We start from the raw sequence: 26,549 nt of genomic DNA, 5'->3' as shown, positions 1-26,549 counted from the left end.
GAAGCCTAGCGCTGCGCCTCCGCCTCCGCGCGGCGGGCGGCCACGTGCGCGAACAGCGCCGCGCGCATCTCCGCACGGGGTGCCTCCACACCGGTGAACTGCTCGAACTGCGAGTAGGACTGGCCGGCGAGCATGACCAGCCCACCCACGGTGCGGTACCCGTGGGACGCGGCGCGCACCGCGAGCGGGGTGGGCCACGGGTCGTAAATCACGTCCAGCACCGGGGCGTGGGCGAGCGCATTGACGTGCTCCGCGAGCGCCGCCGAGGGCACGGTGGAGATCACCGCGTCCGCCTCGGCGGTGAAGCCCGCAAGGTCAGCGCTGAAGTCCGCGAAGCGCACGTCCACGCCCTCGGTGAGCTCGGCCAGCTCGCCCGAGCGGTCAGAGCGGTTGATCACGGTGACCTGCTCCGCGCCCAGTTCGCGCAGCGCCCAGAGCGCGGGGCGGGCGGTGCCTCCGGCGCCCACCACCACCGCGCGACGCACCGGCTCGCCGCGGGTGAGCTCTGCGAGCGCGGCCTGGAGGCCCTCGCAGTCGGTGTTGTCCGCGCGCCACCCCTGCGCGGTGCGCACCAGGGTGTTCGCGGAGCCGATGGCGCGGGCTCGCCCGGTGGCCTCATCCGCGAACTCGAGCGCCGCGAACTTACAGGGCATGGTCACCGAGAAGCCGCGGAATTCCGGGGCGGCCTCCCCTACCACGCGGGGCAGCTCCTCGGCGGTGCACTCGATGCGGGTGTAGTTCCAGCCGCCCAAACCAGCCGCGGCGTAGCCCGCGTTGTGCAGGACCGGGGAGAGCGAGTGGGCGATCGGCGATCCGAGCACGGCCGCCCGGCCGGTGGCGGGGCTAGCGCTGGGAGTCGAGGATGCCGGAGTCATACGCGCGCTGGGTGTCTTCGAGGTGCTGCTCGAAGGTGTCGTTGAAGACGGTGGTGCCGTCCTTGTTGATGGTGACGAAGAACAGCCAGTTGCCGTCCGCCGGGTGCTCCATCGCCTCGATCGCCTCGAGCGAGGGCGACGCGATCGGCGTCTGCGGCAGGCCGTCCATGGCGTAGGTGTTCCACGGCGTGACCCGCTCGCGGTCCGTCTTGGTGGTGGCCACCTCAACCTGCGGCAGGCCGTAGTTCACGGTGGAGTCGAACTCGAGGCGCATCGGCGCCGCCAGGCGGTTCAGGATCACGCGGGCGACCTTGTCAAACTCGCCCGCCGGAGCCTCGCGCTCCACCAGGGATGCCGCGACCAGCAGCTCGTATGGCGACAGGCCCACGTCCTTGGCGCGGTCCACAATGCCCGTGTCGTTGTACACCTTCGCAGACTTGGTAATCAGGTCGGTGAGGATCTCCTCGGCGCTGGAACCCGGGTCGATGATGTACTCACCCGGCACGATGAGCCCCTCGAGGCGCTTCGCGTCGCCCGCGCGCGCCGCCACCACCTGCTGCGCCCAATCGGGCACCCCGAGCGAGGCCGGATCCGCGTCGGCCGCGATCTTGCTCAGCTTCTCCACGTCCACGCAGTTCGCCGTGTTACTACCCGCGCAGGTGACCTCCTGGATCATGCTGAAGATGCCGGGGCGACCCGGGCCGCCAATGACGTTGACATCCATCAGCGTCGCGCCGCCGTACACCTGCAGCGGGGTGATCTTGTTCGCCGGGTCGAGCAGCGCCGCCACGGCGGACTCGGCGCTCATCTCCCCCTGGAGACGGTAGAAGCCCGGGTGGACGCTGTCAGAGTCCGGGTTGTTGGCCGCCGCGGTCTGGAACGCGCCGTCCGTGGCCACAATGCCGCGCTTCTCCAGCTCGGGGCCGAGCTGGGAGAGCGACGAGCCCTCCGGGATCTCCACGATCTGCTCCTCGCCGTTGCCGGCGCCGGCGAAGTCCGCCGCGGAGTTGTTGCGAGCGATCGCGATCCATGCGATGAGCCCAATGATGAGCAAGATCGAGGCGATCAACACGGCGAGTCGGCGGGTGCGCCCCCGTGCGCTGCGCTGGGTGGTCACGATTCGTTCTCCTTGAGGTCTCTCAGGTGCGTGGTGCGGCCGTCCAACCATGATTGCAGGATCTCCACCGCCGCCGCCTGGTCGATGAACCGGCGGCCGGCGCGCTCACTGGTGCCGGCGGCGCGCATGGCGTTGGCGGCCACAACCGTGGTCAGCCGCTCGTCCGCCATCCGCACGGGCAGGCCGGTGCGGCGGCGGATGCGGAACGCGATCTCTTTGGCGTGCTTGACGCTGGCGGAGCCGTTGCCCTGCAGGTCTCGGGGCAGGCCCACCACCACTTCCACCGCCTCGTACAGCTCGCAGAGCTCCACCAGGCGGTCAATGTCGGCACCGTCCCGGTCCTTGAACCCGGTGACGCGCTTGACGGTTTCCAGCGGCGTGGCCAGCACGGCGTCGCGGTCGGACACAGACACACCGATGCGCACGGTGCCCACGTCGACGCCGATGCGCCTACCGGGCCCCGGGTCCGAAACCCCGGGCGTGTCTGGCTGTACCTTCATGCTCCCCGCTTCTACGGTTGGTGTTCAGGCAGCGGGAGGCTGCCGCACACGTAACGCTATAGCTTGTCGACGCACCCTCGCACCCGAACCCCGGCGTGTCACGTAACCAATTCGTTATGCGACCCGCCCGGGCAGCGCGTGCGGCGGGGGCTAGGGGGCCACGGTGGCGCTGGCTAGGATGTCGCGGATAGCCCCGAGACCTGCGTCGATGCCCTGCGGGTTCGCGCCCGAGCCCTGCGCCAGGTCCGGCTTGCCGCCGCCCTTGCCGTCCACGTACTGGCCGAGCGCCTTGACCAGCTCGCCGGCCTTCACGCCCGCCTGCACCGCCTGCTTGGTGGCGGCCACCGCGAACGCGGCCTTGCCGTTGTCCTCGGAGGCGAGCACCACCACGGCGTTTTGCCCGCCGAGTTTGCCGCGCACGTCGCTAGCCATGGTGCGCAGGTCGCCGGTGCCGATACCGGCAGGCAGGTGCTCCGCCACCAGGGTGAACTCACCGGCCGGCTGCGCCTTGGCCGCCAAGTCCCCCGTCTGGGACAACAGCTGCTGGCGGTGGAGGGTCTCAATCTCCTTCTCCGCGCTGCGCAGGCGCTCGGTCAGCTGCGCGATGCGCTCCGGCAGCTGCTCGGACGGGGTCTTCAGCTCCGTAGCCAGGCCGGATGCAAGCGCCGCCTCCTTGGAGAAGTAGCGGAAGGACTCCATACCCGAGTACGCCTCGATGCGGCGGGCGCCGGAGCCCACGGAGGACTCGCCCAGCACGGCCACCGGGCCGATCTGGGAGGAGTGCGCAACGTGGGTGCCGCCGCACAGCTCGATGGAGAACGGCCCGCCGATCTCCACCACGCGCACTCGGTCCCCGTAGTTCTCGCCGAACAGCGCCATCGCGCCCATCGCCTTCGCCTCCTCCAGGGAGGTCTCGATGGTGTGCACCGCGAAGTCCGCATCCACCGCCTGGTTGGTGATGGTGGCGATCTCCTCCAGCTGCTGCTCCGAGAGCGGTTCGGTGTAGTTGAAGTCGAAGCGCAGGTAGCCGGGCTTGTTCAGGGAGCCGGCCTGCACGGCGGTGGGGCCGAGCACCTGGCGCAGCGCGGCGTGGATGAGGTGGGTGGCGGTGTGCGCCTGGCGGGCGCCGTGACGCCACGCCTCGTCCACCTCGGCCGTGACGGTGGAGCCCAAATCCAGCCCACCGTTTTGCACCGTGGCCTTGTGTACCCACAGCTTCTTGCCGATACGCTGCACGTCGCCCACGTTGAGCACGGTCTCGCCCATAACCAGGCGGCCGCGGTCCGCCATCTGGCCGCCGGCCTCCGCGTACATCGGGGTGACGTCGAGGATGACCTCCACCTCGTCGCCCGCCTTCACCTCGGAGACCTTCTCGCCGCCGCGCACAAGCCCAATCACGGTCGCGTCGTGCTCCAGCTGGTCATAGCCCACGAACTCGGTGGGCTGGTTGTCCACCCACTCTCGGTAGAGGGACTCGTCCCGGTTGCCGATCTTCTTCGCCTTGTTGTCCGCCTTCGCGCGGTTGCGCTGCTCGTCCATCGCGGCGTTGAAGGCATCCATGTCCACGTCCAGGCCCGCCTCCCGCGCCATCTCGAGGGTGAGGTCGATGGGGAAGCCGTACGTGTCGTGCAGCTCAAAGGCTTGATCGCCGGTGATGGTGGTCGCGCCTGTGGCGCGCAGAGTGTCGGCTGTCTCGTCGAAGCGGTGCGTGCCGGACTCCAGGGTGCGGGAGAATGCGCGCTCCTCCGCCAGGGCGACGCGCAGGATGCGGTCGCGGTTGTCGGCGATCTCCGGGAAGGACGGCGTCATCGAGTCCATGATGGTGTTCATCAGCGGCTCCATCACCTCGCCCTGCGCGCCGAGGAGGCGGGCCGAGCGGATGATGCGGCGCAACAGGCGGCGCAGGATGTAGCCGCGGCCCTCGTTGGACGGGGTCACGCCGTCCAGGATGATCATCATCGCGGTGCGGGAGTGGTCCGCAATGACGCGGAAGCGCACGTCATCCGCCGGGTTGCCCGCGTCGTACTGGGTACCGGTAAGCTGCGCGGCCACGTCGATCACGGGTCGCAGCAGATCCGTCTCGTACACGTTGTCCACGCCCTGGAGGATGCAGGCCACGCGCTCCACGCCCAGGCCGGTATCGATGTTCTTGTGCGGCAGTTCGCCGAGGATCTCAAAGCCGCCCTTCTTGTCGCCGGCACCGCGGATGGACTCCATGAACACCAGGTTCCAGATCTCCATGTAACGGTTGTCGTCCGCCAGCGGGCCACCCTCGGCGCCATACTCCGGGCCGCGGTCGTAGTAGATCTCGGAGCAGGGCCCGCAGGGGCCGGGGATGCCCATGGACCAGAAGTTGTCCTCCATCCCCATGCGCTGAATGCGCTCGGCCGGCACACCGATCTCCTGCTCCCAGATCTGCGCCGCCTCGTCGTCCTCGGTGTACACCGTCACCCAGAGGCGCTCCGGGTCGAGGCCCAGGCCGCCGTCCTCCACCGCGCCGGTGAGCAGGGACCACGCGTGCTCGATGGCGCCCTGCTTGAAGTACTGGCCGAAGGAGAAGTTGCCCGCCATCTGGAAGAAGGTGTTGTGGCGGGTGGTGATGCCCACCTCCTCAATGTCCAGGGTGCGCACGCACTTCTGAATGGAGGTGGCCGTGCCGTTCTCGAACGGGGGGGTCTGCTGCCCCAGGAAGTAGGGCTTAAACGGCACCATGCCAGCGTTGACAAACAGCAGCGTCGGGTCATCGAGGATCAGCGACGCGCTCGGCACCTCGGTGTGCCCGGCGGCGACGAAGTGGTTGGTAAAGCGCTCCCGGATCTCATGAGTCTGCACGGTGTCTACGGTCCTTTCACTGGCGATTGCAATCCGTGCACACTTTACCCCCCACGCGCTACGCGCCCCGCACCATCCGCCGCAGCCTGCCCAGGTACTCCTTGATGCGTTTCTCCGCGCCGTGGCCGGTGGGCTGGTAGTAGACGCGGTCCTCCATCCCCTCCGGGATGTAGCGCTGCTCCACCACGCCCCGCGGGTCGTCGTGCGGGTACTTGTAGCCCACCGCATGGCCGAGCTGCTTCGCGCCTTCGTAGTGGCCGTCTCGCAGGTGCGCGGGCACTGGCCCGGCGAAGCCCTCGCGCACGTCCGCCAGCGCCGAGTCGATCGCCTTGATCACCGAGGGCGACTTCGGCGCGGTGGCCAGGTGGATCGTGGCCTGCGCCAGCGGCAGGCGCCCCTCCGGCATACCGATGAACTGCACCGCCTGCGCCGCCGCGGAGGCCGTCTGCAGCGCGGTTGGGTCCGCCATACCGATGTCCTCGGAGGCGTGGATCACCAGCCGCCTAGCAATGAAGCGCGGGTCCTCGCCCGCCTCGATCATCCGCGCCAGGTAGTGCAGCGCCGCGTCCACGTCGGAACCCCGGATGGATTTGATAAAGGCGCTGGTCACGTCGTAGTGCTGGTCCCCGTCGCGGTCGTAGCGCACCACCGCGCGGTTGACGTTGTCGCGCACCGTCTCCAAGGTCACAGTCCCGCCGGCCGGCACCGCCTCCGCGGCCGCCTCCAGGTAGGTCAGCGCCCGCCGTGCGTCGCCGCCGGCGAGGAGGACGAGTTGGTTCAGGGCGTCGTCGGCAAGCGAAATGCTCCCCTTCAGCCCGCGCTCATCCTCCACCGCGCGCTGGAGTACGCCGCGCACGTCGTCCTCGCTGAGCGGCTCGAGCTTGAGCAGCAGCGAGCGCGACAGCAGCGGCGCAACCACGCTGAAGGAGGGGTTTTCCGTGGTCGCAGCCACGAGCAGCACCGTGCGGTTCTCCACCGCGGCCAAAAGCGCATCCTGCTGAGTTTTGGAGAAGCGGTGCACCTCGTCGATGAACAGGACGGTCTTCTCCCCGCGCACCAGGTCGCGCCGCGCGTCGTCGATCACCTGCCGCACCTCTTTTACCCCAGAGCTCAGCGCGGACAGGCCCACAAAGTTCTGCCCCATGGCCTTGGCAATAAGGCTCGCGATGGTGGTCTTGCCCGTGCCGGGCGGACCGTAGAGGATCACGCTCGCCGCGCCGGAACCCTCCACCAGCCGCCGCAGCGGCTTGCCGTCGCTGAGCAGGTGGCGCTGCCCAGCAATCTCGTCCAAACTGCGAGGGCGCATCCTCGCCGCCAGCGGCGCGTCCGCCCCAACGTCGAAGAAGCTCGCACCGCGAGCCGGGGTTTGGGCCTTTTTGCTTGCCGACGCCCCCTCCAAACCATCCCCCGAAAACAAACCTCCCTGCGTCATCGCGCCACCGCTACCCCAGCCGCCCCGCCACGTGCCTGGCGAAATCGGCGATGACCAGATACGCCGGGTCGCTGCCCGTCCCCGCGTACCCCGCCAGCGCGTTGAACGTCTCGCGCAGGTCCTGGCGCACCACGGCCTCCTCCGGCGTGAACGGCCCCTCGCTCGCCGGGCGCAGCACGTCGCCCACCGCCTCGAATTCGGCGTCCTCCACGTCCTCCTCGATGTCCACGCCCGCCGACGCGAACTCGGCAGCCAGGTCTGCGTCGGCGGCCGCGAGCTCGGCAAGTGCGACGGTGTTGAGCACCGACAGGCTGGACAGCGCCCAGCCGATCAGCGCGCCCGTGATCCGCGCATGCAGCGTGTCCTCGTTGTTCAACGCAGGCCACGTCCCGCGCACCTCGCGCAGCCAGGCATCGATGAACGCCTGCGCCGCCACGTCGTTGTACGGACGGGGCGAAATATAGAGCGGGAACCCCGCCACCACAAAGGCGACGTCGAAAGACGCGTCGCGGAAACCCGCCCACTCGTAATCGAGGAACTGCAGCCCCTCAGTGGTGTGGATGACATTGTCCGGCGAGAGGTCAAACGGCGTGAACGCGCGCAATCCGCCGCGTAGCAACCGGTTCTGGATGTTCCCCGCCGTCACCCGCACCTCGTTGGGCACGTCGAGGCCGGCCCGGCTCAGCATCGCTAACCCCAGCCGGATACGGTGCGCAAGGAGCCGGTCCCGCAGCTGCTGCACCTGCTCTGCGCCGGTGCTTTCGCTTGCTTTTTCGCGCGTCAACCGGCGAAAAAGGACCTCGAACTGAGCCTCCTTGCCCGCGGTGCCGGCGTGCATCCGGCCCAGCGCGGTGCCGAGGCTGCGCAGGATCTGCGTGTGTTGGTCCTCGTCCGCTTGTTCCAGCAGCGTAGCCAGCGTGCCGCCGTCGCCCGAGTCCGAGATGATAATGGTGCGGGCCTGAAGGTCGTAGCCCAGCAGCACCGGGCCCGGCCTAATTTCGCTCTGGAGCGACGTGGTGAATTGGTAGGACACCACCTCCCGCAGGAACGCCGCATCCTCGAGCGCGTAGCCGGTCTCGGGCGAGTGTTTGACCACCACGGTTCGGTGTTGCAGGAAGGGGTTGGTGGTCACTCGGGCGCGGTACACCCCGGCGAGCCCGGATCCGCTTAAGCGCGTGGCATCCGTCAGTTTCTGCGACCCGCCGTAGCGGCGGGTGAGGATGTCCTCCGCCGCGGCCAACACCGCGTCCTGCTCCATCAACTCGCTCCTTCGTCGCGCCCTTGCCACATCCCCGCGCCGGGCTGGACGGTGGGCCGGCGGCACCGCTTCAGCCGCCGTCGCCGTAGTTATTGCTCGTTTATTGCTGGGTTATTGCTGGGCCGCGCCGGCCGCTTCCGCCTCGTTGTCCTTCGCCCCGTTGTCGAGGGTGACCTCGTTGCGGCGCGCGCCGTCGGCCTGCTTCTTCGGCTTGAAGTCCACGCCGGTCTCCGCACGCTGCGCCGCCGGGATCGGGGCAGGCGCGTCCGTCAGCGGGTCCACGCCGCCGCCGGACTTCGGGAACGCGATGACGTCGCGGATCGAATCAAAACCGCCGAGCAGGGATACGATGCGGTCCCAGCCGAACGCGATGCCGCCGTGCGGGGGCGCACCGTACTGGAAGGCGTCAAGCAGGAACCCGAACTTCTCCTCGGCTTCCTCGTCAGTGATGCCCATGACCTCGAACACGCGCTTTTGCACGTCGTGCTGGTGGATACGGATGGAGCCGCCGCCGATCTCGTTGCCGTTGCACACGATGTCGTACGCGTACGCCAGCGCCTCGCCCGGGTTCTCCTCGAAGTTGTCCAGGTACTCCGGCTTCGGCGAGGTGAAGGCGTGGTGCACGGCCGTCCACTTGGAGTGGCCCAACGCAACGTCGCCCGAGGCGGTGGCGTCGGCCGCTGGCTCGAAGAGCGGCGCGTCAACAACCCAGGTGAATGCCCAGTCCCCCTCCTTGATCAGGTCCAGCTTGCGGGCAATCTCGCCGCGGGCAGCGCCCAGCAGCGCACGGGACGCCTTGGTCTCGCCCGCCGCGAAGAAGATACAGTCGCCCGGCTCCGCGCCGACGTGCTCAGCGATGCCCGCCTTCTCTTCTTCCGTGATGTTCTTGGCCACGGGGCCGGCCAGCTCGCCGTCTTCCTGCACCAGGATGTAGGCGAGACCCTTTGCACCGCGCTGCTTCGCCCACTCCTGCCAAGCGTCCAGCTGACGACGCGGCTGCGAGGCCCCGCCCTTCATCACCACTGCACCGACGTACTCCGCCTGGAACACGCGGAAGGTGGTGTCCTTGAAATATTCGGTGCATTCCACCAGAGGGATGTCGAAGCGCAGATCCGGCTTATCGGAACCGTACTTCTCCATGGCCTCGCGGTAGGTCATGCGCGGGATCGGCGTGGTGATCTCGTACCCGATCAGCTTCCACAGCGCTACCAGGATCTCCTCGGCGAGCTGGATGATGTCGTCCTGATCCACAAAGGAGGCCTCGACATCCAGCTGGGTGAACTCAGGCTGGCGGTCCGCGCGGAAGTCTTCGTCGCGGTAGCAGCGGGCGATCTGGTAGTAGCGCTCCATGCCAGCCACCATGAGCAGCTGCTTGAACAGCTGGGGGGACTGCGGAAGGGCGTACCAGGAGCCGGGCTTCAAGCGCGCCGGCACGAGGAAGTCTCGAGCACCCTCAGGGGTGGAGCGGGTCAGCGTCGGCGTCTCGATCTCCACAAAATCGTGGTTGTCCAGCACCCGGCGCGCCGCCTGGTTGGCTGCCGCACGCAACCGCATCGCTTGCGCCTGTCGCTCACGGCGCAGGTCCAGATAGCGGTACTTGAGGCGCGTCTCTTCACCGACCTCGCTGGAGGACGCATCCTCGATCTGGAACGGCAGCGCCGCCGCCTTGTTGAGCACCTTGAGATCAGTGGCGTTGACCTCGATCTCACCGGACGCGAGGTTGGGGTTCGCAGAACCCTCCGGGCGGGGCTCGACTACGCCGGTGACCTGCACTACGTACTCGCTGCGGAGGTCGTGGGCGGCCTCAGCCACCTCAGACTCGCGGAACACCACCTGAGCCAGTCCGGAGCGGTCCCGCAGGTCGATGAAGATAACACCACCGTGATCACGCCGGCGGGCGACCCACCCGGTGAGCGTCACGGTCTGTCCGTCGAGTTCTTTGCGGAGATCGCCCGCAAGATGTGTGCGCAGCACGGTAATTCCACGTCCTTCCACGTGAGGGCAAAGTAACGGCCAAAGTCTACCGCGCGCTCCCCACACGTACCCTGGCGGGGCGCTGTGCCTTGACTGCCACGCGCGTATTTCAATCGCGTGTTTCAATACCGCCCGCGCAATCCTCGAGGCATTATGCCGGGCATAGCCTCGGCATCTCTGTACGCGGCATAGTCGCCGCAGCTCTACGCGGGGCGCAGTTGCGGCGCAATGCGCGGCATAATCCTTACGCTATGCGGGGCATAGTCACCGCCGACTCTATGCGCGGCATAGGCACCGCAGCTGTATGCGAGGCAGAGTCGCCGCGGACTCTATGCGAGGCATAGTCGCCGCAGCTGTATGCGAGGCATAGACCTTTCGCTATGCGTGGCATAGACCCCGCGTTATACAGGAGAGTGTCCGATTGTTTGTGTGCGGGGGCTTAGTTTACAAGTAGTCCGCGAATCGGTCGGGGTATGCCACGGCTAGTTGGTTGATGGCTTGTTTCCACCCGGTGGCTTTCGCCCCTTCAATATAGCCGTTGGATTCGGTTACCCGTTTCGCTTTCTTCGCCCGCTGGGCGGCGCGCTTGTCTTCGATGTTGCAAATCATCAACCACAACGTCTTCAACGCCGCGGTATCGTTCGGGAACTGGCCCCGGTTCCGGGTGGCTTTGCGCAACTCAGCATTAAGCGACTCGATCGAGTTCGTGGTGTAGAGCACCCGGCGGGCCGCCGGAGGGAACTGCAGAAACGGCACGAACCGGTCCCACGCGTCGCGCCACACCTTCACCGATTGCGGGTAGCGGCGCCCAAGCTCAGATGCCTCGAACGCGTCTAGGGCGGCACGGGCGGTGTCCTCATTCGGTGCGGTGTAGACCTTCCGCAGCGCTCGGGAGACGGGTTTGCGGTCCTGGTAGGACACCCACCTATTCGCCGCCCGGATCAGGTGCACGATGCAGGTTTGCACCATGGAATTCGGCCACGTCGCTTCGACCGCCTCGGGCAGGCCTTTGAGTCCGTCGCAGCAGACGATGAACACGTCTTGCACCCCACGGTTGGCAAGGTCAGCGCATACGGATGCCCAAAATGCGGCACCTTCGGTATCAGCGATCCACAACCCCAAGATGTGTTTGATGCCGTCCATGTCCACGCCAACGGCCATGTAGCAGGACTTGTTGACCACGCGGTGGCCGTCGCGGATCTTGACTCTAAGTGCGTCGAGGAAGATCACCGGGTAGAACTCATCTAGCTGGCGGTTCTGCCACAGCATCACCTCATCGAGCACCGCGTCGGTGATCGTGCTGATGGTATCCGGGCTCATGTCCACCCCAAGGGTGGTTGCAAGGTGGTGCTGGATGTCGCGCACGGTCATCCCACCCGCGTACAGGGAGATGATCATGTCATCAAGCTCGGTGAGCCTGCGGACACCTTTGGGCACCATCTGCGGGCGAAACGTCCCCGCCCGATCCCTGGGCACGGTCACTTCCAGCGGGCCATAGCCAGAATCCACGGTTTTGGTGTAGGACCCGTTGCGGTGGTTACCACCATCACCGGTATCTACCTGGGCTTTGGCTTTGCGGTCGGAGTGCTCGTAGCCCAAATGGGCGTCCATCTCCGCCTGCAGGCCAGCGTTGATCGATGCCTGCAAAAGCCCCTTCACCAGCTCACTGGCGTCGTCGGTGGAGGTGGAGAGCTCCCCGATGAGCTTTGCGAGCTCGGGGTTATCCATCAGCTTCTCGCTGATCGCGTTGACCCTCGACGGGTCATAGCCTTTCTTCGGTGACACCGTAGTCATTATCGGTGAAACTCCTTTCAGATCAGAGCCTCACACACAAACTTCCTGACACTCTCTTATACAGCGCATAGCCCCCACCGCCCCTATGCGTGGCATAGTCGCCGCAGTTTTACGCGGGGCGCAGTCCCGGCGCTATGCGCGGCATAGCCCCGTCTTTATGCGCGGCATAATCCTTACGTTATGCGCGGCATAATCCCCGCCGTCTCTTTGCGCGGCATAGCCCCGACTCTATGCCGGGCATAATCCCCGCGTTTATACAGCGCGTAGCCCCCACCGTCCCTATGCGCGGCATAGTCGCCGCAGCTTTACGCAGGGCGCAGGCCCGGCGCTATGCGCGGCATAATCCTTACGCTATGCGGGGCATAAACGCCGCAGCTCTACGCGGGGCGCAGTCCTGTCGCTATGCGCGGCATAGCCCCTTCTCTATGCGGGGCATACTCGCCGAAGCTCTACGCGGGGCACAGTCCTGTCGCTATGCGCGGGATAATCCCCGCCAACTCTATGCCGGGCATAAACCCGCCGCCTCAATGCGCGGCATAGCTCCTTCTCTATGCGCGGCATAGCCCCGTCCCTATCCGCGGCATAATCCCCGCCACTACGATGCCGGACCTAGCGTCCAACCGTCCCTATGCGCGGCATAGCCCCGGCGCTATGCGCGGCATAATCCCCGCCGTCCCTATGCCGGGCATAATCCCCGGCGCTATGCGCGGCATAATCCCCGCCAACCCTATGCGCGGCATAATCCCCGCCATCCGCACACAACGCCCGCCGTCAGCAGGCACTGCCCCCACCGCCCACACAAAGCGCGGCACCCCGCACGCACATCAATTCCCTCCGCACACCTGCACCACCCCGCCTAGCCCACACACCGCAGCGCATGTCTCAGACACGGCTGGCAGATGTTTGGCAAAATACCGGGCATGACGTTCAAGGGTAATTACGGCCAAGGCGCGGGCAGGTCCGTGCAAACCAGCTCGGGCGCGGGCGGCGGGGGCGGCGGCTTGGCGCGCGGCGCCGGTGTTGCGCTACCCATCCTCCTGAGTGGCGGCGGCTTCGGCACCGTGCTCGTGGTGCTGGTGCTGCTGTGGCTGTTCGGCGGCCTCGGGGGAGGCGGGCAGCAGCCGGCACCGAACCAGGGCCAGCACCAGACGCAGTCGCAGGGCGGCTACAACCTAGAACACTGTGACCAGGCGGGCGCGCAGAACGAGTACGCGGACTGCCGCGCGGCCGCTACCTTCGAGTCGGTGCACGATATTTGGTCCCACGTTCTGCCGGAGCAGGCGGGTCTGGAGTACCGAGAGCCGAACATGCACTTGTTCCAAAACAGCGTCACCACGGGCTGCGGCCATGCATCCTCCGACACGGGCCCGTTCTACTGCCCGCGCGACGAGACGGCGTACCTGGATGTTTCCTTCTTCGACCAGCTCACCCAGCTGGGCGGCAGCGCGGGCCCGCTGGCCCAAGAGTATGCCACCGCGCACGAGATGGGTCACCACATCCAGAACATCGAGGGCACCCTCGGCTTGAGCGATTACAAGAACCCGGGCGAGGATTCCGCCGCTGTCGCCATCGAGCTGCAGGCGGACTGCTACGCCGGCATTTGGGCGAACTATGCGCAGCGTCAGGACATCCTGGAGCCGGTGACCGACCAGCAGCTCAACGAGGCGATCCAGACCGCCCGCGCGATCGGCGACGACAACATCCAGCGCCGCTCCGGCGGCGACGTGGACCCGGACGCCTGGACCCACGGCTCCTCCGAGGAGCGGAGCCGCGCCTTCATGTCGGGCTACCAAACCGGGAAGATGTCCGCGTGCGACACCTTGAACCGCGGCGTGTACCGGGATTAGAGCATCGCTTGTCGACGCACCCTTGGAAATGAACCACCCCACCCCCACCCGCGCAGTCGAGTTCCTCGCCGCCTTCAACACCATCGAGGCGTTCCTGCGCGAGCAGCTCGGCGCGAAGAAGTCCGATTCCTTTAAGTGGATGACCACCCAGGCGGCTCACCGCGGCATCCTGAGCCGAGAGCAAGCCGACGACCTGAAGGAGTATGCGGAGCTGCGCAACGCGATCAGCCACAGCGAGTACCGGGATTTCAAGCCGATCGCGGAACCGCTGCGGGAGACGGTTGATAACATCGCGCACCTGCGTGACTCGCTGCTGCGGCCGACGCTCGCGCTCGAGGTGGTGGGCCAGGGTGGCAAGGTGGTCACCTTCTCCCCCGATGACCGCGTCCGCGACGCGCTCGCGGCCATCCGCGAGACCGGCCACACCCAGTTCCCTATTTATGAAGGCGGGGCCTGCGTGGGCCTGCTCACCGCCAACTCCATCGTCCGGTGGGTGGCGGAGGGCGACACCGTGGGCACCACCACTATTGACGCAGCCCTCGAGCTGTCGGGCCGCCACGACCAAGCCGTCTTCCTGCCCCGCACTGCCACGGCGGCCGCCGCGGTCGACGCGCTGAGCACCCCGTTCGAAAGCGGCGCGCGGCCGCGGCTGGTCATCATTACCGAGCACGGGAGGGCGGACCAGCGGCCGATCGCCGTGCTCGGCCCCACCGACATCCCCGCGCTCACGCAGGCGATCTAACGCTCCGCGGCGGCCGGGGACCAGCGTGGGGGACCCGCGGTATCATGCGCCCATGCCTCAAAACACGGTGAGCGTCATCGACCTGTTCAGCATCGGCATCGGGCCGTCGTCCTCGCACACGGTCGGCCCCATGCGCGCGGCGCAGGCCCTAATCGAGCGGCTGCCCACGCGCCCGACCACCGTCGCCGTCGAGCTGCGTGGATCGCTCGCGGCCACAGGGGTCGGCCACGGCACGGACAGGGCAGTGCTCCTTGGCCTCGTCGGTTACACGCCTACCACCACCACCGCGGACATCGACCCGAAGCCGGGCGCCCCCATCCCCGCCGAAGGCATCATCAGCGGCCCGGACGGCGAGGTAGCCTACCGGGTCTCCTTCAACCCCGCTCCGGTCTCGGAGCACCCCAACTGCCTCATCTTCGATGCCTGGGACGAGCACGGCAACCAGCTCGCGGAGCACCTGGAGTTCTTCTCGGTGGGCGGCGGCTTCATCCTGGACCGCGAGGGAATGGAGCTACACCGCCACGAGGCGGGTGTGGCCACGGTGCGAGAGGTGGCTAGCGTGCCCTTGCCGTTCGATGACGGCGCGGAGCTCATGCAGCGCTGCGAGGAAACTGGCCTCACTGTCGCGGAGGTGATGCGCGTCAACGAGGAGGCAATTCACGGCGGCGAGCGCCTAGATGCGCACCTGGACGCGGTGTGGGACGTGATGCAGGAGTGCGTCGCGCACGGGCTGAAGACGGAGGGCGTGCTGCCGGGCGGGCTGAACGTGAAGCGCCGCGCAAACCGCCTCCACCGCCTGCTCACAGCGGAGTACGAGGCCTCCACCGCCCGCGGCCTCGATGCCATGGAATGGGTCAACCTCTTCGCGCTCGCCGTGAACGAGGAGAACGCCGCGCACGGCCAGGTGGTCACCGCCCCCACCAACGGCGCTGCCGGCATCATCCCCGCAGTTATGCACTACTGCCGCGACTTCACCGACGGGTTCGACACCTCGCGCGCCCGCGAGTTCCTGCTCACGGCGGGGGCAATCGGGGCCATTATTAAGAACAACGCCTCCATCTCGGGGGCGGAGGTGGGCTGCCAGGGCGAGGTGGGGTCCGCGTCCGCGATGGCGGCGGCGGGCATGTGCGCGATCCTCGGCGGCAGCCCGCAGCAGGTGGAGAACGCCGCCGAGATCGCCCTCGAGCACAACCTCGGGCTCACGTGCGACCCGGTGGGCGGCCTCGTCCAGGTCCCGTGCATCGAGCGCAATGCTATCGGCGCGGTCAAGGCGATCAACGCGGCGCGCTTGGCCAAGTTGGGCGATGGCACGAACATTGTCTCGTTGGACGACGTGATCGAGACCATGGCCTCGACCGGCCGCGACATGATGACCAAGTACAAGGAGACGTCCATGGGCGGCCTCGCGGTGCAGCTCGGCCTGCCCGTGAACATCACGGAGTGCTAGGCGCCCCGCCAGCTACTGCGCCGCAATCGCATCGATCACCGCGGCGGCGTCGAGGGCGACGGCGACCTGGGAGTGGTCAGCGAGGTTCTTCAGCTGCAGCTCCCCGTCCGCCAGTTCGCGCTCGCCGAGCACCAGGGCGAAGCGGGCGCCGGCGCGGTCGGCGCCCTTCATTGCGCCCTTGAGGCCGCGGCCGCCGTACGCCATGTCGGCGGAGACGCCGGCTGCCCGGAGGGCGTCGATAAGCAATGCCATCCGAGCCTGGGCCTCGTCGCCGATGGCCACACCGAAGACGTCGACGCGGGAATCGACCCCGTCGAGGGTGACGCCCTCGGCCTCGAGCGCGAGGACGGTGCGGTCCACACCCAGGCCGAAGCCAATGCCGGAGAGGTCCTGGCCGCCGATCTGCGCCATGAGCCCGTCGTACCGGCCGCCGCCGCCGATGCCGGACTGCGCGCCGAGGCCGTCGTGGACGAACTCGAAGGTGGTCTTGGTGTAGTAGTCCAGGCCGCGCACCATCCGCGGGTTGATCTCGTATGGCACGCCCATCGCGTCGAGGGCGGAGGTGACCTTGTCAAAGTGCGCGCGGCACCCGTCGCAGAGGTGGTCGAGCATGAGCGGCGCGTCGGCGGTCATGGCGCGCACCTCCTCGCGCTTGTCGTCGAGGACGCGCAGCGGGTTAATCTCGGCGCGGCGGCGTGTGTCGCTGTCAAGCGGCAGCGCGAACAGAAATTCCTGGAGCTTCTCGCGGTAGGCCGGGCGGCAGTGCGAATCGCCCAAGCTGGTCAACTCGAGGCGGAAGCCCGTCAGGCCCACCGAGCGGTAGCAGCGATCCGCGAGCGCGATGACCTCGGCGTCCAAGTACGGGTCGTCCACGCCGATGGCCTCCACGCCAACCTGCTGCAGCTGGCGGTAGCGGCCGGCTTGCGGGCGCTCGTAGCGGAAGAACGGGCCATAGTAGTTGAGCTTCACCGGCAGGTACCCGCGGTCCAGGTTGTGCTCGATCACGGCCCGCATCACGCCGGCGGTGCCCTCGGGGCGCAGCGTGACGGAGCGGTCCCCGCGGTCCGCGAAGGTGTACATCTCCTTACTCACCACATCGGTGGACTCGCCCACGCCACGTGCGAAGAGGGCAGTGTCCTCGAACACCGGCAACTCGATGTGCTGGTAGCCGGCGAGGCGTGCCTGGCGGGCAAACTCGTCGCGCACGCGGATAAAGGTGGCCGAGGCCGGCGGCACGTAGTCGGGTACGCCCTTCGGCGCGGACAGCGCCTGAAACTTCTCCGGAAACTTTTCTGGGGCGGGTGCGTCGTGCTGGTTCTTCTGCTCGCTCACAGGGCACGAGTCTAGCGGGCGCGCCGGGGCGCACGTGGCACCGGCTGCTAGGATTTCAGCGTCATAAAACACTGGCACTCGCGCCCCGCGAGAGAAAGAGGTTCGGACCCGGTGGCTACTAACGAGCAGCGCGGCAAAGAAGCACTGTCCAACTTGGAAAAGGAGCTCGCGGCCCGCGACCGCAAGCAGAAGCAGCGCCCGTGGGTCACGGCCGCGGCATCCTTGGCCGTGCTCGGCGCGTTGGGCGGCGGCATCTACTTCGCCGCCAACCAGGGCTCGGACGAGGATGTCACCGCCTCCGAGTCCACGGCGGAGACTTCCGCCCCGGAGACCTCCACCTTCGACGCGGCCGCGTACGAGGCTGTCGCCACCACGCGCGCCACCGCCCTGCCGGCGTCCGTGAGCTGCACCTACAACGAGGACGGCCAGAAGGACCACTTCAAGGGCCTGCCGCCCGCCGAGAACGTCCCCGCCGAGGGCACCGTGGACGTGGAGCTTGCCACCACCGCCGGCCCAATCGGCATGACGCTGGACCGCGCGGTGTCGCCCTGCACCGTCAACGCCATCGAGTTCTTGGCCAAGGACGGCTACTTCAACAACACCGTCTGCCACCGTCTCACCATCTCGGACGGCCTGAAGGTGCTGCAGTGCGGTGACCCGTCGGGCACCGGCTCGGGCGGCCCCGGGTTCCAGTTCCCCAACGAGTTCCCCACCGACGAGGCGCTGGAGAAGGTGGACACCTCCCAGATCCCCGAGGGCGTCAGCGAGGAGGAAAAGGCCATGTACGCCGGCTCGCTCCTGCAGCAGGACCCGAAGCGCTACGAGCGCGGCACCATCGCGATGGCAAACGCCGGCCTGGACACCAACGGGTCGCAGTTCTTCCTTAACTACGGCGATTCGGTCCTGCCCCCGCTGTACACCTACTTCGGCCAGATCAACGAGGAGGGCCTAGCCACCCTGGACAAGATCGCCGACAAGGGCGTCGAGGGAGGCGCCACCGACGGCGCGCCCGCCGAGGAAGTCAAGATTGAGTCTGCGACGGTGGCCTAAGCCGCTAGCAAACCTATTGCGCCCGGCTATGAAGCGCGTTATGCTCGCCTGCGTCAGCGCACGTATTTGAAAAGTTAGGAATTCGCATGCAGTTCCGCAAGGGCCTCATCTCCGCAGCCACCGCAGCTGCCGTCCTCACCTCCGGCGTCTCCGTCGCAACCGCAGACCAGGACAAGCCCACGGTGCGGGCCGAGACCAAGGCCGTCGCCACCAAGGAAGGCTCCTCCGTCAAGGACCTCTCCCCGAAGGAGATTCAGGACTGGATCGCCGTCGTCACCGCCGTGATCGGCCTCATCGGCACCATGTTCGCCTTCGGCCAGAAGTACCTGAAGCCGTAAACCAGATACGCAAAACCGCCCGGGCTCAGCCAGGGCGGTTTTTTGCATGCGCTTATCGACGCCCCCCTCAGCGGCCACTCCCCCCTGCAAGCAGCGGCCCTACTGGGCTTCCACCTAGCGGCTGGAACCCAGGTACGCGAGGGGGCCGAGGATCGCGTGCAGCTGGGGGCCGAAGACGATGGCCAGGATGCTGCCCAGCCCAACCAGGCTCAGGATGCCCAGCACCGCGGCCGCCCCGGCGGAGATCTTCGGCGAAGCGCCACCGCCCTGGCTGGCCGGGCGCTCCTTGCCGCCCTCGATCGCAACCGGCATGGAGATCTCGGTGTCCGCGTTGGTGGTGATGGTGAGCGTCTCGTCCTTGTACACGTCCGCCGGCAGCTCGATGGTGACGGTTGCGCGGCCCTGCTCGCCGTAACCCTTATCCGCGGCGGTAACAGCGTTGTCCACGTCCGCGGTGACGGTGGTGCCGCCAATCTTCACGGTCACGGTCGTCGCCTGCGGCTCGCCCGCGGAGGAGTAGGACAGGGAGCTGAGCTGGATCTCGTTCTTCGCGCCTGCCTTCAGGCCGCCCTCCGGCAGCACCACGCCGACGTCCTTTTGGCCCTTGCGCACCTCAGCCTTGCCGGACTCGAGGTAATCAATGAACGCCTGCAGATCGTTGTAGCCCACGTCGTTGCGGTCGCGGAACTTGCTCTTGTCCAGGAAGTTGTCGCCGCCGTCGAAGAGGAAGGTCGAGCCGGCGACGGTGTAGTCCTTATCCGGGTCGACTTCCTCGCCGTTGATGGTGATGCTGAGGATCCTCTCCCCGCGCGGGGCATCCGGGTTGTAGACGTAGGACACGTTATCGGATAGACCCAGGTCGAGGCGCGGGCGACCTGACGCGGCCGCCTGCTCGTCAGTCTGCCACTGGTTCTCAAGCATGTCCTTGATAGCTGCGCCGGACACCGTTGCCACTGCGATGTTGTTGCCGAACGGCTGTACGGAGAAGGCCTGCTTGTAGGTGACCTCGCCGGCCTCGAGATCATCGCGAACGCCGCCGGCGTTCATGATGCCGAAATCGATCTTCTGGTCCAGGAAGTTCGCGAGCGCGGCCACCGCAGACTGTGCGATCATGTTGTTGGCGGTTGATTCGGTTCCGCGGTTGGTGCCCGGAGCTTCACCCGGATTCGAGCCACGCTTGAAGTCGGCGTTTAGCGTAGCCACCACCTCCTGACCAAGCACATCCGATTCCGCCTTGGCTTGGCGGACAATGTCGGCGACCCGGGCGTCGGGCTCAATTCCGAGCTCCTTAACATCCAGGATGTCGAACTGCTTGGCCTTTAGGTCGACGATTTCACGAGTCTGCTTGTCGTAGGTGAAATCGATGTCCGTCACCACTTTGCCGTACTCGTACGACTGCGCGTAAAACGGCCGAGCAGCTTGGTCCAGATCCCTAATGTGGGAGTCCCCGCCGAACACGAAATCGACGTACTCTCGATCCACCTTGGCCGCGCTTTCTGCCGCGGGATCGTGGATCAGGGCGATGACAACGTCGGCCTCGCCGGACTTCTTGAGCCGCTCCGCCTCCGTGTTGACCTGGTTTGCAGAATCCGTGAAAACGAGGCCCTCAACGTGTGCCGGGCTCGACTTGCTCACCGTGAGGTTGGAGGTCGTACCTACCAGCGCCACCTTGACACCGTCCACCTCAACGATTTCGTACGCCTTCAGCTCACGGGTTTTCTTGTCAGCAAGGAACACGTTTGCCCCAAGCTGCTTATCGTTCGTCCCCGGGACAATCCGGTCCTTCAGGTCCGAGTAACCCTTATCAAACTCGTGGTTGCCCACAGCCGAGCCGGCGGTGCCGATCGCGTTGAGAAACTCCATCGTGTATTTATCTTTGGAGATCGCGGAGATAAACGCGGAACCACCCTGGTTATCACCGGAGGAAGTGACGATGGTGTTGGGATTCTGCCCGCGGAGGTAATTCATAATGCCGGCAATATTTGCGGCACCCATCTCACTCTTCTTCGGATCCGCCTTGCCGGTCTTCTTATCCGCCTGGACGTTCGCCTCCAGGCGGCCGTGGAAGTCGGTGATGTTGGCAACGGAGATCTTCACCTGGTCGGCCTCGGCCGCGCCCGCGAAAGGCACGCCGGTAAGCACGACGGCGGTAGTGGTGGTGGCGGCAATCAGGCTGCCGGCGCGGCGGAACGAGAACATGGTGCGGGCTCCTTCAATAAGGGGGACGGATCACCCTTGTTTGTAACCCGATTCCACGGTGTTTGGCAGGGCGTGTTCCGCACGCACCAATCGCGAACAGCCCCGATAACGCCGTAGCCAATAAAAATTCACCTCCCGTCCACCTTGCGGTCCACGGGAGGTTACCTAACAGGGGCATCCCAGCAGTACCCCAGGGTTTAGGCGGTGACGCGGTAGATGTCAAAGACCCCTTCCACGTTGCGGATCTGGTTCATGATGGATCCGAGCTGCTTGATGTCGGAAACCTCCACGGTTAGGCGCACGGTGGCGATCTGGTCATCGCTCGCCTGGGATGAGAGGGCCAGGATGGGCAGCTTCTGGTCGGAGAGCACGCCGCACATCTCGGCTAGCAGGCCGTGGCGGTCCAGCGCCTCCACCTGGAGGGTCGCGATGGAGGCGCTCCCGTGGCCGGAGGCGTTGGCCCAGGCGACGTCGATAAGCCGCTCCGGCTCATCCCGCAGCTTCGCCGCGTTGGTGCAATCAGCGCGGTGGACGGAGACTCCCCCACCGCGGGTGACAAAGCCGAAAATCTCGTCGCCGGGCACGGGCTGGCAGCACTTGGCCAGCTTGGCCATCACGTCCGGGGAGCCCTGGACGAGGACGCCGGGGCCGTCGTTACGCGATGCGCGGTGCACCAGCTCGGCGATGGGCGCGCGGGATGCCAGCGCATCGACCGCGTCGTCCTCGCTGCCAAACATCTCCACCAGCAGCTTCGACACGTGCTGGGCCGAGACGTTACCCGCGCCAATGGCGGTGTAGAGCGCATCCACGTCCGGGTAGTGCAGCTGGGTGGCCACCCGGCGCATGGACTCGGCGGTGAACAGCCGGTGCATGGGCAGGCCGCCGCGCTGCACCTCTGCGGCCAAAGCGTCGCGGCCGGCCTCCAGGTGCTCCTCGCGGCGCTCCTTGGCAAACCACTGGCGGATCTTCGCTTTCGCGCGCGGCGAGACCACAAAGTCCTGCCAGTCCCGCGACGGCCCGGCGTTCTGGTCCTTGGAGGTGAAGATCTCCACGCGGTCGCCTGATTTCAGCTCGGACTCGAGGGCGACTAGCTTGCCGTTCACCTTCGCGCCGATGCAGCGGTGCCCCACCTCGGTGTGCACGGTGTAGGCGAAGTCCACCGGCGTCGAACCGGCAGGCAGGTTGACCACGTCGCCCTTGGGGGTGAAGACGAAGATCTGCTGGCTGGTCAGGTCGTAGCGCAGGGAGTCAAGGAACTCGTTCGGGTCCGCCGCCTCCTTCTGCCAGTCCAGCAGCTGGCGCATCCACGCCATCTGGTCCACCTCGGCCTGGTCACCCTTGTGGGAGCCCTTGGTCTCCTTGTAGCGCCAGTGCGCCGCCACCCCGAACTCGGCGTTGTAGTGCATCTCGTGCGTGCGCACCTGCACCTCAAGGGGGCGGCCGGTGTCCGTCATCACGGTGGTGTGCAGGGACTGGTACACGCCGAAGCGGGGGTTGGAGATGTAGTCCTTGAACCGCCCCGGCATGGCGGAGTAGATCGCGTGCACAACGCCGATCGCCGCGTAGCAGTCGTGCACCGTGTCCACGAGGACGCGGATGCCCACGAGGTCGAAGATCTCGTCGAACTCGTGGCCGCGCACCACCATCTTCTGGTAGATGGACCAGTAGTGCTTCGGCCGCCCCATCACCTCGGCCTCGATGCCGTTGGCGCGCAGCTCGGCCTTCAGCGTGCCGGTGATCTCGTTCAGCGCGCGGTCGCGCGACGGCGCCCTGTCCGCCACCAGGCGCACGATCTCCTCGTACTTCTTGGGGTACAGGATGGCAAAGGCTAGGTCCTCGAGCTCCCACTTCACGCTGGCCATGCCCAGGCGGTGCGCGAGCGGCGCGATGACGTCGAGGGTTTCGCGAGCCTTCTTCGCCTGTTTCTCCGGCGGCAGGAAGCGCATGGTGCGCATGTTGTGCAGGCGGTCGCCCACCTTGATCACCAGCACGCGCGGGTCCTCGGCCATGGCCACGATCATCTTGCGGATGGTCTCGGCCTCGGCGGCGGCGCCCAGGTCCACCTTCTCCAGCTTGGTCACGCCGTTGACTAAGCGCGCCACCTCGGGCCCGAAGTCCGCCTCAAGCTGCTCCAGGCTGTAATCGGTGTCCTCCACCGTGTCGTGCAACAGCGCCGCCACCACGGTGGTCGTGTCCATGCCCAGCTCGCCGCAGATGGTGGCCACCGCCAGCGGGTGGGTGATGTATGGGTCCCCGGACTTGCGGTAGACGCCCTCGTGGAGCCGCTCCGCCGTTTCGTACGCCCGGTTGAGCAGCTCCACGTCCGCCTTGGGGTGGTACTTGCGGTGGATGGACAGCAGCGGGTCGAGGACGGGGTTGGTCCGTGGCCGCCCGCCGCCGGTCAGTGACCGGGCGAGGCGCGCGGAGACGCTGCGGACGGAGGGCTTGACCGGCTTGTCGTGGGTCATCTGGCGGCGCCTGGTCTAGGACTGGTTCTGGTCGAGTACGACCAGCTTGCCGTCGCCGAGCCTCCCGCGGCCGCCGAGGCCCGGAACCTCGAGCACCACCACGTAGCCCACTACCTCGCCACCGGCGCGCTCAATCAGGTCCGTGGCGGCCACCAGGGTGCCGCCCGTGGCCAGCACGTCGTCCACCAGCACAACCTTCTTGCCCTTGAGGTCGATGCCATTGGCTGGGATCTCCAGCGCCGCGCTGCTGTACTCGGTGGTGTACTCCTGCGTAATCACCGGGGGCGGCAGCTTGCCCTTCTTGCGGATGGCAAGGATGCCCAGCCCCATCTCGTACGCCACCGCGGAGCCCAGGAGGAAGCCGCGCGCGTCGAGGCCGCCGATGATGTCCGCGCCGAGCTCGCGGCTGGCGTCGGCCATCTCCACGATCACCCTGTGCAGCGCCTCCGGGTCCGCCAGTACGGGCGTGAGGTCCTCGAACAGGACCCCCTTCTCCGGAAAGTCCGGCACCCGGCGGATCTTGTCGGCGAGGGCTTCCTTGGCGGTGCTGTACTTGTTCTCGTTCAGGGGCATGGCAGTGCGCATCCTTAGCGTCTCGCAGTTAGGGTTTCTCACCACCGCTGAGCTGCCAGCGGTTCATGTTCCAGCCGATGCCGGACAAACCCGTGTATGGCACTACGTTACCCACGTTGCGGTCAATCGCGAACGTCACGGGTTGCGCCGCGAGCGGCAGGCTCGGCAGGGCATCCCACAAGAACGCCTCTTGGCCCTGCAACGTGCGGAAATCCTGCGACCGGTTGGCGGCGGCCGGGTACTCCACCGATGGGTCCACCGGGCGGAGGACGGCGTCAACGGTGCCGTCGACAAGCACTTGCTCCCCCCACTCGCCGATGGTAGCCCGCGGCAGGTCCGCGAGCGTTGTGCCGCTTGCCGACGCATCCGTCACACGAACACCCGCCGGCTCGCAGCTCACCCGCATGGCCTGAACCATCGCGGCGTAGCGCTCGCTGGGGTGCGAGTAGCCCACGCGCAGCTCCGCGCCGGCGATGGCGCGCGCCGCGTCGATGTCCACGTCGAGCTGGTGCTGCGCCCCGGGTGCGAGGCGCGCCGCCAGCGGGTCCTCGTGCTGCAGCACGTGGAAGGGCGCGGTGGGCACCTCCACCCCGGCGACGCGGGAGGACGCGGCCGCCACTGCGCGCGGGTCGATGCAGCGCGACAGGGCCTTGCGGTGCTCCTCCACCGACCAGAATCCGGTCTCGGGGAACGTGAGCGCCTCGGTGAGCGAGCCCACCACCGTCTGCACGTCCAGGCGGTTGCCCTCGGCATCCGGGTCGAACCAGTCGGGCGTGGTGTCGCGCAGGTCCCCCACCTTCAGCGCGCCGCTGCGGGCGAGCTCGGCGGTGTCGGCGGAACCGGGCCACACCGTCAACTCCGGCTCGCGCGGGGCGTCGCCGTAGTAGTACTCGTTGGCCACCAGCTTCACCTCGCCGTCCGGGCCGACGCTGTCGATCTGGTAGGGCCCGAATGACACCTGCAGGTCCGTGTCCAGCTCGCCCAGGTCAAAGCCGTGGCGCCACACGTCCGCGATGGGGCGCATGAGCGCGGCGTCCTGTGACTGCAGGTTCTGATCGAGCTCCTCGACCGGCATGCCCAGCTTCGCCGCCACTGCGTGCGCCGGCAGCACAGTGCCCGCCTCGAACAGGCCGCGCCAGCGCGCGCCCCTGCCTTGCTTGAAGACGACGGTGAACTCCTTCGCGCCGGGGGTGCACGTGAGGTCCGCGGCGTCGTCGAACAGCGGCTCGTGCGCGCCGAACAGCTCCGGGTTGGTGCCGGCGGTGAAGGCGAGCAGGTAGTCGGAGCACGTGACCGGGGTGCCGTCGGAGAACACCGCCTGGTCCGAGAGCGTGTAGATCACGCGGCGCTCGGTGCCGGGGATCTCCTGCGTCTTCACCAAATCGGTGTTGGGGATGAACTGGCCGTTGGGGCCGGGCACGTACACGCCCGGGTAGAGGGCGCTCGAGAGCGCCTGTGCCTGGGTGGACGCGCCCTCCAGCGAGCCGGCGTTGGTGGTGAGAAGGTCCTGCGACACCTGGTAGACGAACGTGTCCGCGGCGTCCTGCCCCTCCCCGGGGCCAGATTCCGCGGCGCACCCGGAAAGCGCGAGGGCGCCCCCAATTGCGAGGGCGCCCGCCAGCCGTAGCTCTGAGGCCATCTACGGCCTCCATGTGGTCGAGCCGGAGCGGCCCGCGTGCTCCGGACTGACCGGGCGGGATACCGGCCGTGACACAGGGGCGGTGACGGTGCGCTTTGCCCCGACAGCACCCTCCGCTTCTTCTGTGTCCGCCGAGCCGGACTGGGCCTCCGCCCGGTACTGCGCCACCTCCTCGTTGTGGCGCTTGTACTTGCCCTTGCGCTCCACCAGCGACACCAGGAGCGGCGTGGCCAAGAACAGCGAGGAAAACACGCCCTCGATCACGCCGATCAGCTGGATCAGCGCCAAGTCCCGCAGCGTGCCCACGCCCAGCATCCACACGGCAACCACCATCAGCGCGATGATCGGCAGCGCGGAAATCACCGACGTGGAGATGGAGCGCACCACGGTCTGGTTCAGCGCCAAGTTGGCCTCCTCCGCGTAGGTGGAGCGGCGCGAATCCAGCACGCCGGAGGTATTCTCCTTGACCTTGTCAAACACAATCACCGTGTCGTAGATGGAGAAGGTCAGCACGGTGAGCAGGCCGATGATCATCGCCGGGGTGATCTCCAGGCCGAACAGCGCGTAGATACCCATGATCACCACGCCGTCCACCAGCAGGGCGATCATCGCCGCCAGCGCCATCTCGCGCTGCAGGCGCAGCGCGACGTAGATGGCCGCCGCGATGAGGAAGGCGCCCATAGCCAGCAGCATGCGCTTGGTGATGGTGTCGCCCCAAGACTCTGACACCGTCGAGTCACCGATCGCGTCCGCGCTCGGATTCCCCTCGGCGTCCTCGGGCTGGTACTTCTCAAAGATCGCCTGCCGCGCCTGGTCGATCTGCTCCTGCGTCAAGTGCTCGGAGTTGATCTCCAGCGTGCGCGCGTCGCCCGCACCCACGATCTGCGTCAGCTCCGGCGTGACCCCCGTCGCCTCGGTGAAGGTCTCCTCCACTTCTTGGGCCACCAGGTCGCCCGCGGGCATGGCGATCTTGGTGCCGCCCTCGAAGTCGATGCCGAGGTTGAACCCGCGCAGCAGCATCGCCAGCACGGCGGCAACAACCAGACCGGCCGTGATCCCGTACCAGGTCTTGCGCCGGCCCATGAAGTCGATCGCGCCCTCGCGCGAGTAGATGCGCTCGAAGTCAGCCATG

Annotated in this window: 19 protein-coding genes; 5 read left to right on the top strand and 14 right to left on the bottom strand. The window is 67.1% G+C overall.

Annotation, left to right across the window (positions count from 1 at the left end):
- Positions 1 to 5: 5 nt before the first annotated feature.
- From BN4252_RS02800 to BN4252_RS02765, 8 genes are all read right to left on the bottom strand, one after another.
- Positions 6 to 875: a shikimate dehydrogenase gene (locus BN4252_RS02800; RefSeq protein WP_066525178.1), complete on the bottom strand. Its 870-nt coding sequence runs from the start codon at positions 873 to 875 to the stop codon at positions 6 to 8.
- Positions 844 to 1,992: an endolytic transglycosylase MltG gene (mltG, locus tag BN4252_RS02795; RefSeq protein ID WP_066525175.1), complete on the bottom strand. Its 1,149-nt coding sequence runs from the start codon at positions 1,990 to 1,992 to the stop codon at positions 844 to 846. Before mltG ends, BN4252_RS02800 begins: the two co-directional genes overlap by 32 nt.
- Positions 1,989 to 2,492, bottom strand: coding sequence for a Holliday junction resolvase RuvX (gene ruvX / locus BN4252_RS02790; protein ID WP_066525165.1), 504 nt, complete (start codon positions 2,490 to 2,492; stop codon positions 1,989 to 1,991). Before ruvX ends, mltG begins: the two co-directional genes overlap by 4 nt.
- A gap of 150 nt (positions 2,493 to 2,642) precedes the next feature.
- Entirely contained in the window at positions 2,643 to 5,324 is a 2,682-nt protein-coding gene (alaS, locus tag BN4252_RS02785; RefSeq protein ID WP_066525162.1) for an alanine--tRNA ligase, read from the bottom strand.
- 58 nt (positions 5,325 to 5,382) lie between these two features.
- Positions 5,383 to 6,756: a replication-associated recombination protein A gene (locus BN4252_RS02780; RefSeq protein ID WP_066525159.1), complete on the bottom strand. Its 1,374-nt coding sequence runs from the start codon at positions 6,754 to 6,756 to the stop codon at positions 5,383 to 5,385.
- 10 nt (positions 6,757 to 6,766) lie between these two features.
- Complete coding sequence (locus BN4252_RS02775; RefSeq protein ID WP_066525156.1) at positions 6,767 to 8,014, bottom strand: phosphotransferase; 1,248 nt, start codon at positions 8,012 to 8,014, stop codon at positions 6,767 to 6,769.
- A gap of 111 nt (positions 8,015 to 8,125) precedes the next feature.
- Positions 8,126 to 9,988, bottom strand: coding sequence for an aspartate--tRNA ligase (gene aspS, locus BN4252_RS02770; protein WP_066525154.1), 1,863 nt, complete (start codon positions 9,986 to 9,988; stop codon positions 8,126 to 8,128).
- A 444-nt stretch (positions 9,989 to 10,432) separates the two neighbouring features.
- A complete protein-coding gene (locus BN4252_RS02765) occupies positions 10,433 to 11,782 on the bottom strand; it encodes an IS256 family transposase (protein WP_066524898.1) in 1,350 nt (449 codons plus the stop codon).
- 920 nt (positions 11,783 to 12,702) lie between these two features.
- On the opposite strand from BN4252_RS02765, the gene ypfJ reads away from it, so the two are divergent.
- From ypfJ to BN4252_RS02750, 3 genes are read left to right on the top strand one after another with little or no spacing between them, the layout of a single operon-like run.
- Positions 12,703 to 13,629: a KPN_02809 family neutral zinc metallopeptidase gene (gene ypfJ / locus BN4252_RS02760; RefSeq protein WP_066525149.1), complete on the top strand. Its 927-nt coding sequence runs from the start codon at positions 12,703 to 12,705 to the stop codon at positions 13,627 to 13,629.
- 28 nt (positions 13,630 to 13,657) lie between these two features.
- Positions 13,658 to 14,371, top strand: coding sequence for a CBS domain-containing protein (locus tag BN4252_RS02755; protein WP_066525147.1), 714 nt, complete (start codon positions 13,658 to 13,660; stop codon positions 14,369 to 14,371).
- 52 nt (positions 14,372 to 14,423) lie between these two features.
- Entirely contained in the window at positions 14,424 to 15,818 is a 1,395-nt protein-coding gene (locus BN4252_RS02750) for an L-serine ammonia-lyase (protein ID WP_066525145.1), read from the top strand.
- 12 nt (positions 15,819 to 15,830) lie between these two features.
- Here the strand turns inward: BN4252_RS02750 and hisS are convergent, their stop codons facing one another.
- Positions 15,831 to 17,150 carry a histidine--tRNA ligase gene (hisS, locus tag BN4252_RS02745; protein ID WP_066525142.1) on the bottom strand — a complete coding sequence of 440 codons (1,320 nt, stop codon included), beginning with the start codon at positions 17,148 to 17,150 and terminating at the stop codon, positions 15,831 to 15,833.
- 111 nt (positions 17,151 to 17,261) lie between these two features.
- Between hisS and BN4252_RS02740 the strand changes: the two genes are divergently transcribed.
- Both BN4252_RS02740 and BN4252_RS02735 read left to right on the top strand, forming a co-directional pair.
- The gene (locus tag BN4252_RS02740; RefSeq protein ID WP_066525139.1) at positions 17,262 to 18,200 is read left to right on the top strand and encodes a peptidylprolyl isomerase; all 939 of its coding nucleotides are present in this window, start codon (positions 17,262 to 17,264) and stop codon (positions 18,198 to 18,200) included.
- 86 nt (positions 18,201 to 18,286) lie between these two features.
- The gene (locus BN4252_RS02735; RefSeq protein WP_066525137.1) at positions 18,287 to 18,538 is read left to right on the top strand and encodes a hypothetical protein; all 252 of its coding nucleotides are present in this window, start codon (positions 18,287 to 18,289) and stop codon (positions 18,536 to 18,538) included.
- A 114-nt stretch (positions 18,539 to 18,652) separates the two neighbouring features.
- On the opposite strand, the gene BN4252_RS02730 is transcribed toward BN4252_RS02735, so the two are convergent.
- The 5 genes from BN4252_RS02730 to secF form a co-directional block, all read right to left on the bottom strand.
- Positions 18,653 to 20,737, bottom strand: a complete 2,085-nt coding sequence (locus BN4252_RS02730) for a bifunctional metallophosphatase/5'-nucleotidase (RefSeq protein WP_066525133.1) — start codon at positions 20,735 to 20,737, stop codon at positions 18,653 to 18,655.
- 197 nt (positions 20,738 to 20,934) lie between these two features.
- On the bottom strand, positions 20,935 to 23,205 hold the full coding sequence (locus tag BN4252_RS02725; protein WP_066525128.1) for a RelA/SpoT family protein: 2,271 nt from the start codon (positions 23,203 to 23,205) through the stop codon (positions 20,935 to 20,937).
- Positions 23,206 to 23,220: 15 nt separating this feature from the next.
- Entirely contained in the window at positions 23,221 to 23,778 is a 558-nt protein-coding gene (locus BN4252_RS02720; RefSeq protein ID WP_066525124.1) for an adenine phosphoribosyltransferase, read from the bottom strand.
- A 28-nt stretch (positions 23,779 to 23,806) separates the two neighbouring features.
- Positions 23,807 to 25,417 (bottom strand): ABC transporter substrate-binding protein, encoded by a 1,611-nt coding sequence (locus tag BN4252_RS02715; RefSeq protein WP_066525121.1) that lies wholly within the window; start codon positions 25,415 to 25,417, stop codon positions 23,807 to 23,809.
- Positions 25,418 to 26,548, bottom strand: coding sequence for a protein translocase subunit SecF (gene secF, locus BN4252_RS02710; RefSeq protein ID WP_066525113.1), 1,131 nt, complete (start codon positions 26,546 to 26,548; stop codon positions 25,418 to 25,420).
- Between the last annotated feature and the right edge of the window lies 1 nt (position 26,549).

Source organism: Corynebacterium bouchesdurhonense (assembly GCF_900078305.2).
Lineage (GTDB): Bacteria > Actinomycetota > Actinomycetes > Mycobacteriales > Mycobacteriaceae > Corynebacterium > Corynebacterium bouchesdurhonense.
The sequence above is the reverse complement of the archived record's forward strand: the minus strand, read 5'-3'. Positions and strand labels throughout refer to the sequence as shown.

What these genes read in the sequence shown, in the direction of transcription:
- BN4252_RS02800 (WP_066525178.1), bottom strand. Translation starts at nt 875, where the DNA reads ATGACTCCGGCATCCTCGACTCCCAGCGCTAGCCCCGCCACCGGCCGG.
- ruvX (WP_066525165.1), bottom strand. Translation starts at nt 2,492, where the DNA reads ATGAAGGTACAGCCAGACACGCCCGGGGTTTCGGACCCGGGGCCCGGT.
- BN4252_RS02780 (WP_066525159.1), bottom strand. Translation starts at nt 6,756, where the DNA reads ATGACGCAGGGAGGTTTGTTTTCGGGGGATGGTTTGGAGGGGGCGTCG.
- BN4252_RS02775 (WP_066525156.1), bottom strand. Translation starts at nt 8,014, where the DNA reads ATGGAGCAGGACGCGGTGTTGGCCGCGGCGGAGGACATCCTCACCCGC.
- BN4252_RS02765 (WP_066524898.1), bottom strand. Translation starts at nt 11,782, where the DNA reads ATGACTACGGTGTCACCGAAGAAAGGCTATGACCCGTCGAGGGTCAAC.
- ypfJ (WP_066525149.1), top strand. Translation starts at nt 12,703, where the DNA reads ATGACGTTCAAGGGTAATTACGGCCAAGGCGCGGGCAGGTCCGTGCAA.
- BN4252_RS02755 (WP_066525147.1), top strand. Translation starts at nt 13,658, where the DNA reads ATGAACCACCCCACCCCCACCCGCGCAGTCGAGTTCCTCGCCGCCTTC.
- BN4252_RS02750 (WP_066525145.1), top strand. Translation starts at nt 14,424, where the DNA reads ATGCCTCAAAACACGGTGAGCGTCATCGACCTGTTCAGCATCGGCATC.
- BN4252_RS02735 (WP_066525137.1), top strand. Translation starts at nt 18,287, where the DNA reads ATGCAGTTCCGCAAGGGCCTCATCTCCGCAGCCACCGCAGCTGCCGTC.
- BN4252_RS02730 (WP_066525133.1), bottom strand. Translation starts at nt 20,737, where the DNA reads ATGTTCTCGTTCCGCCGCGCCGGCAGCCTGATTGCCGCCACCACCACT.
- BN4252_RS02725 (WP_066525128.1), bottom strand. Translation starts at nt 23,205, where the DNA reads ATGACCCACGACAAGCCGGTCAAGCCCTCCGTCCGCAGCGTCTCCGCG.
- BN4252_RS02720 (WP_066525124.1), bottom strand. Translation starts at nt 23,778, where the DNA reads ATGCCCCTGAACGAGAACAAGTACAGCACCGCCAAGGAAGCCCTCGCC.
- BN4252_RS02715 (WP_066525121.1), bottom strand. Translation starts at nt 25,417, where the DNA reads ATGGCCTCAGAGCTACGGCTGGCGGGCGCCCTCGCAATTGGGGGCGCC.
- secF (WP_066525113.1), bottom strand. Translation starts at nt 26,548, where the DNA reads ATGGCTGACTTCGAGCGCATCTACTCGCGCGAGGGCGCGATCGACTTC.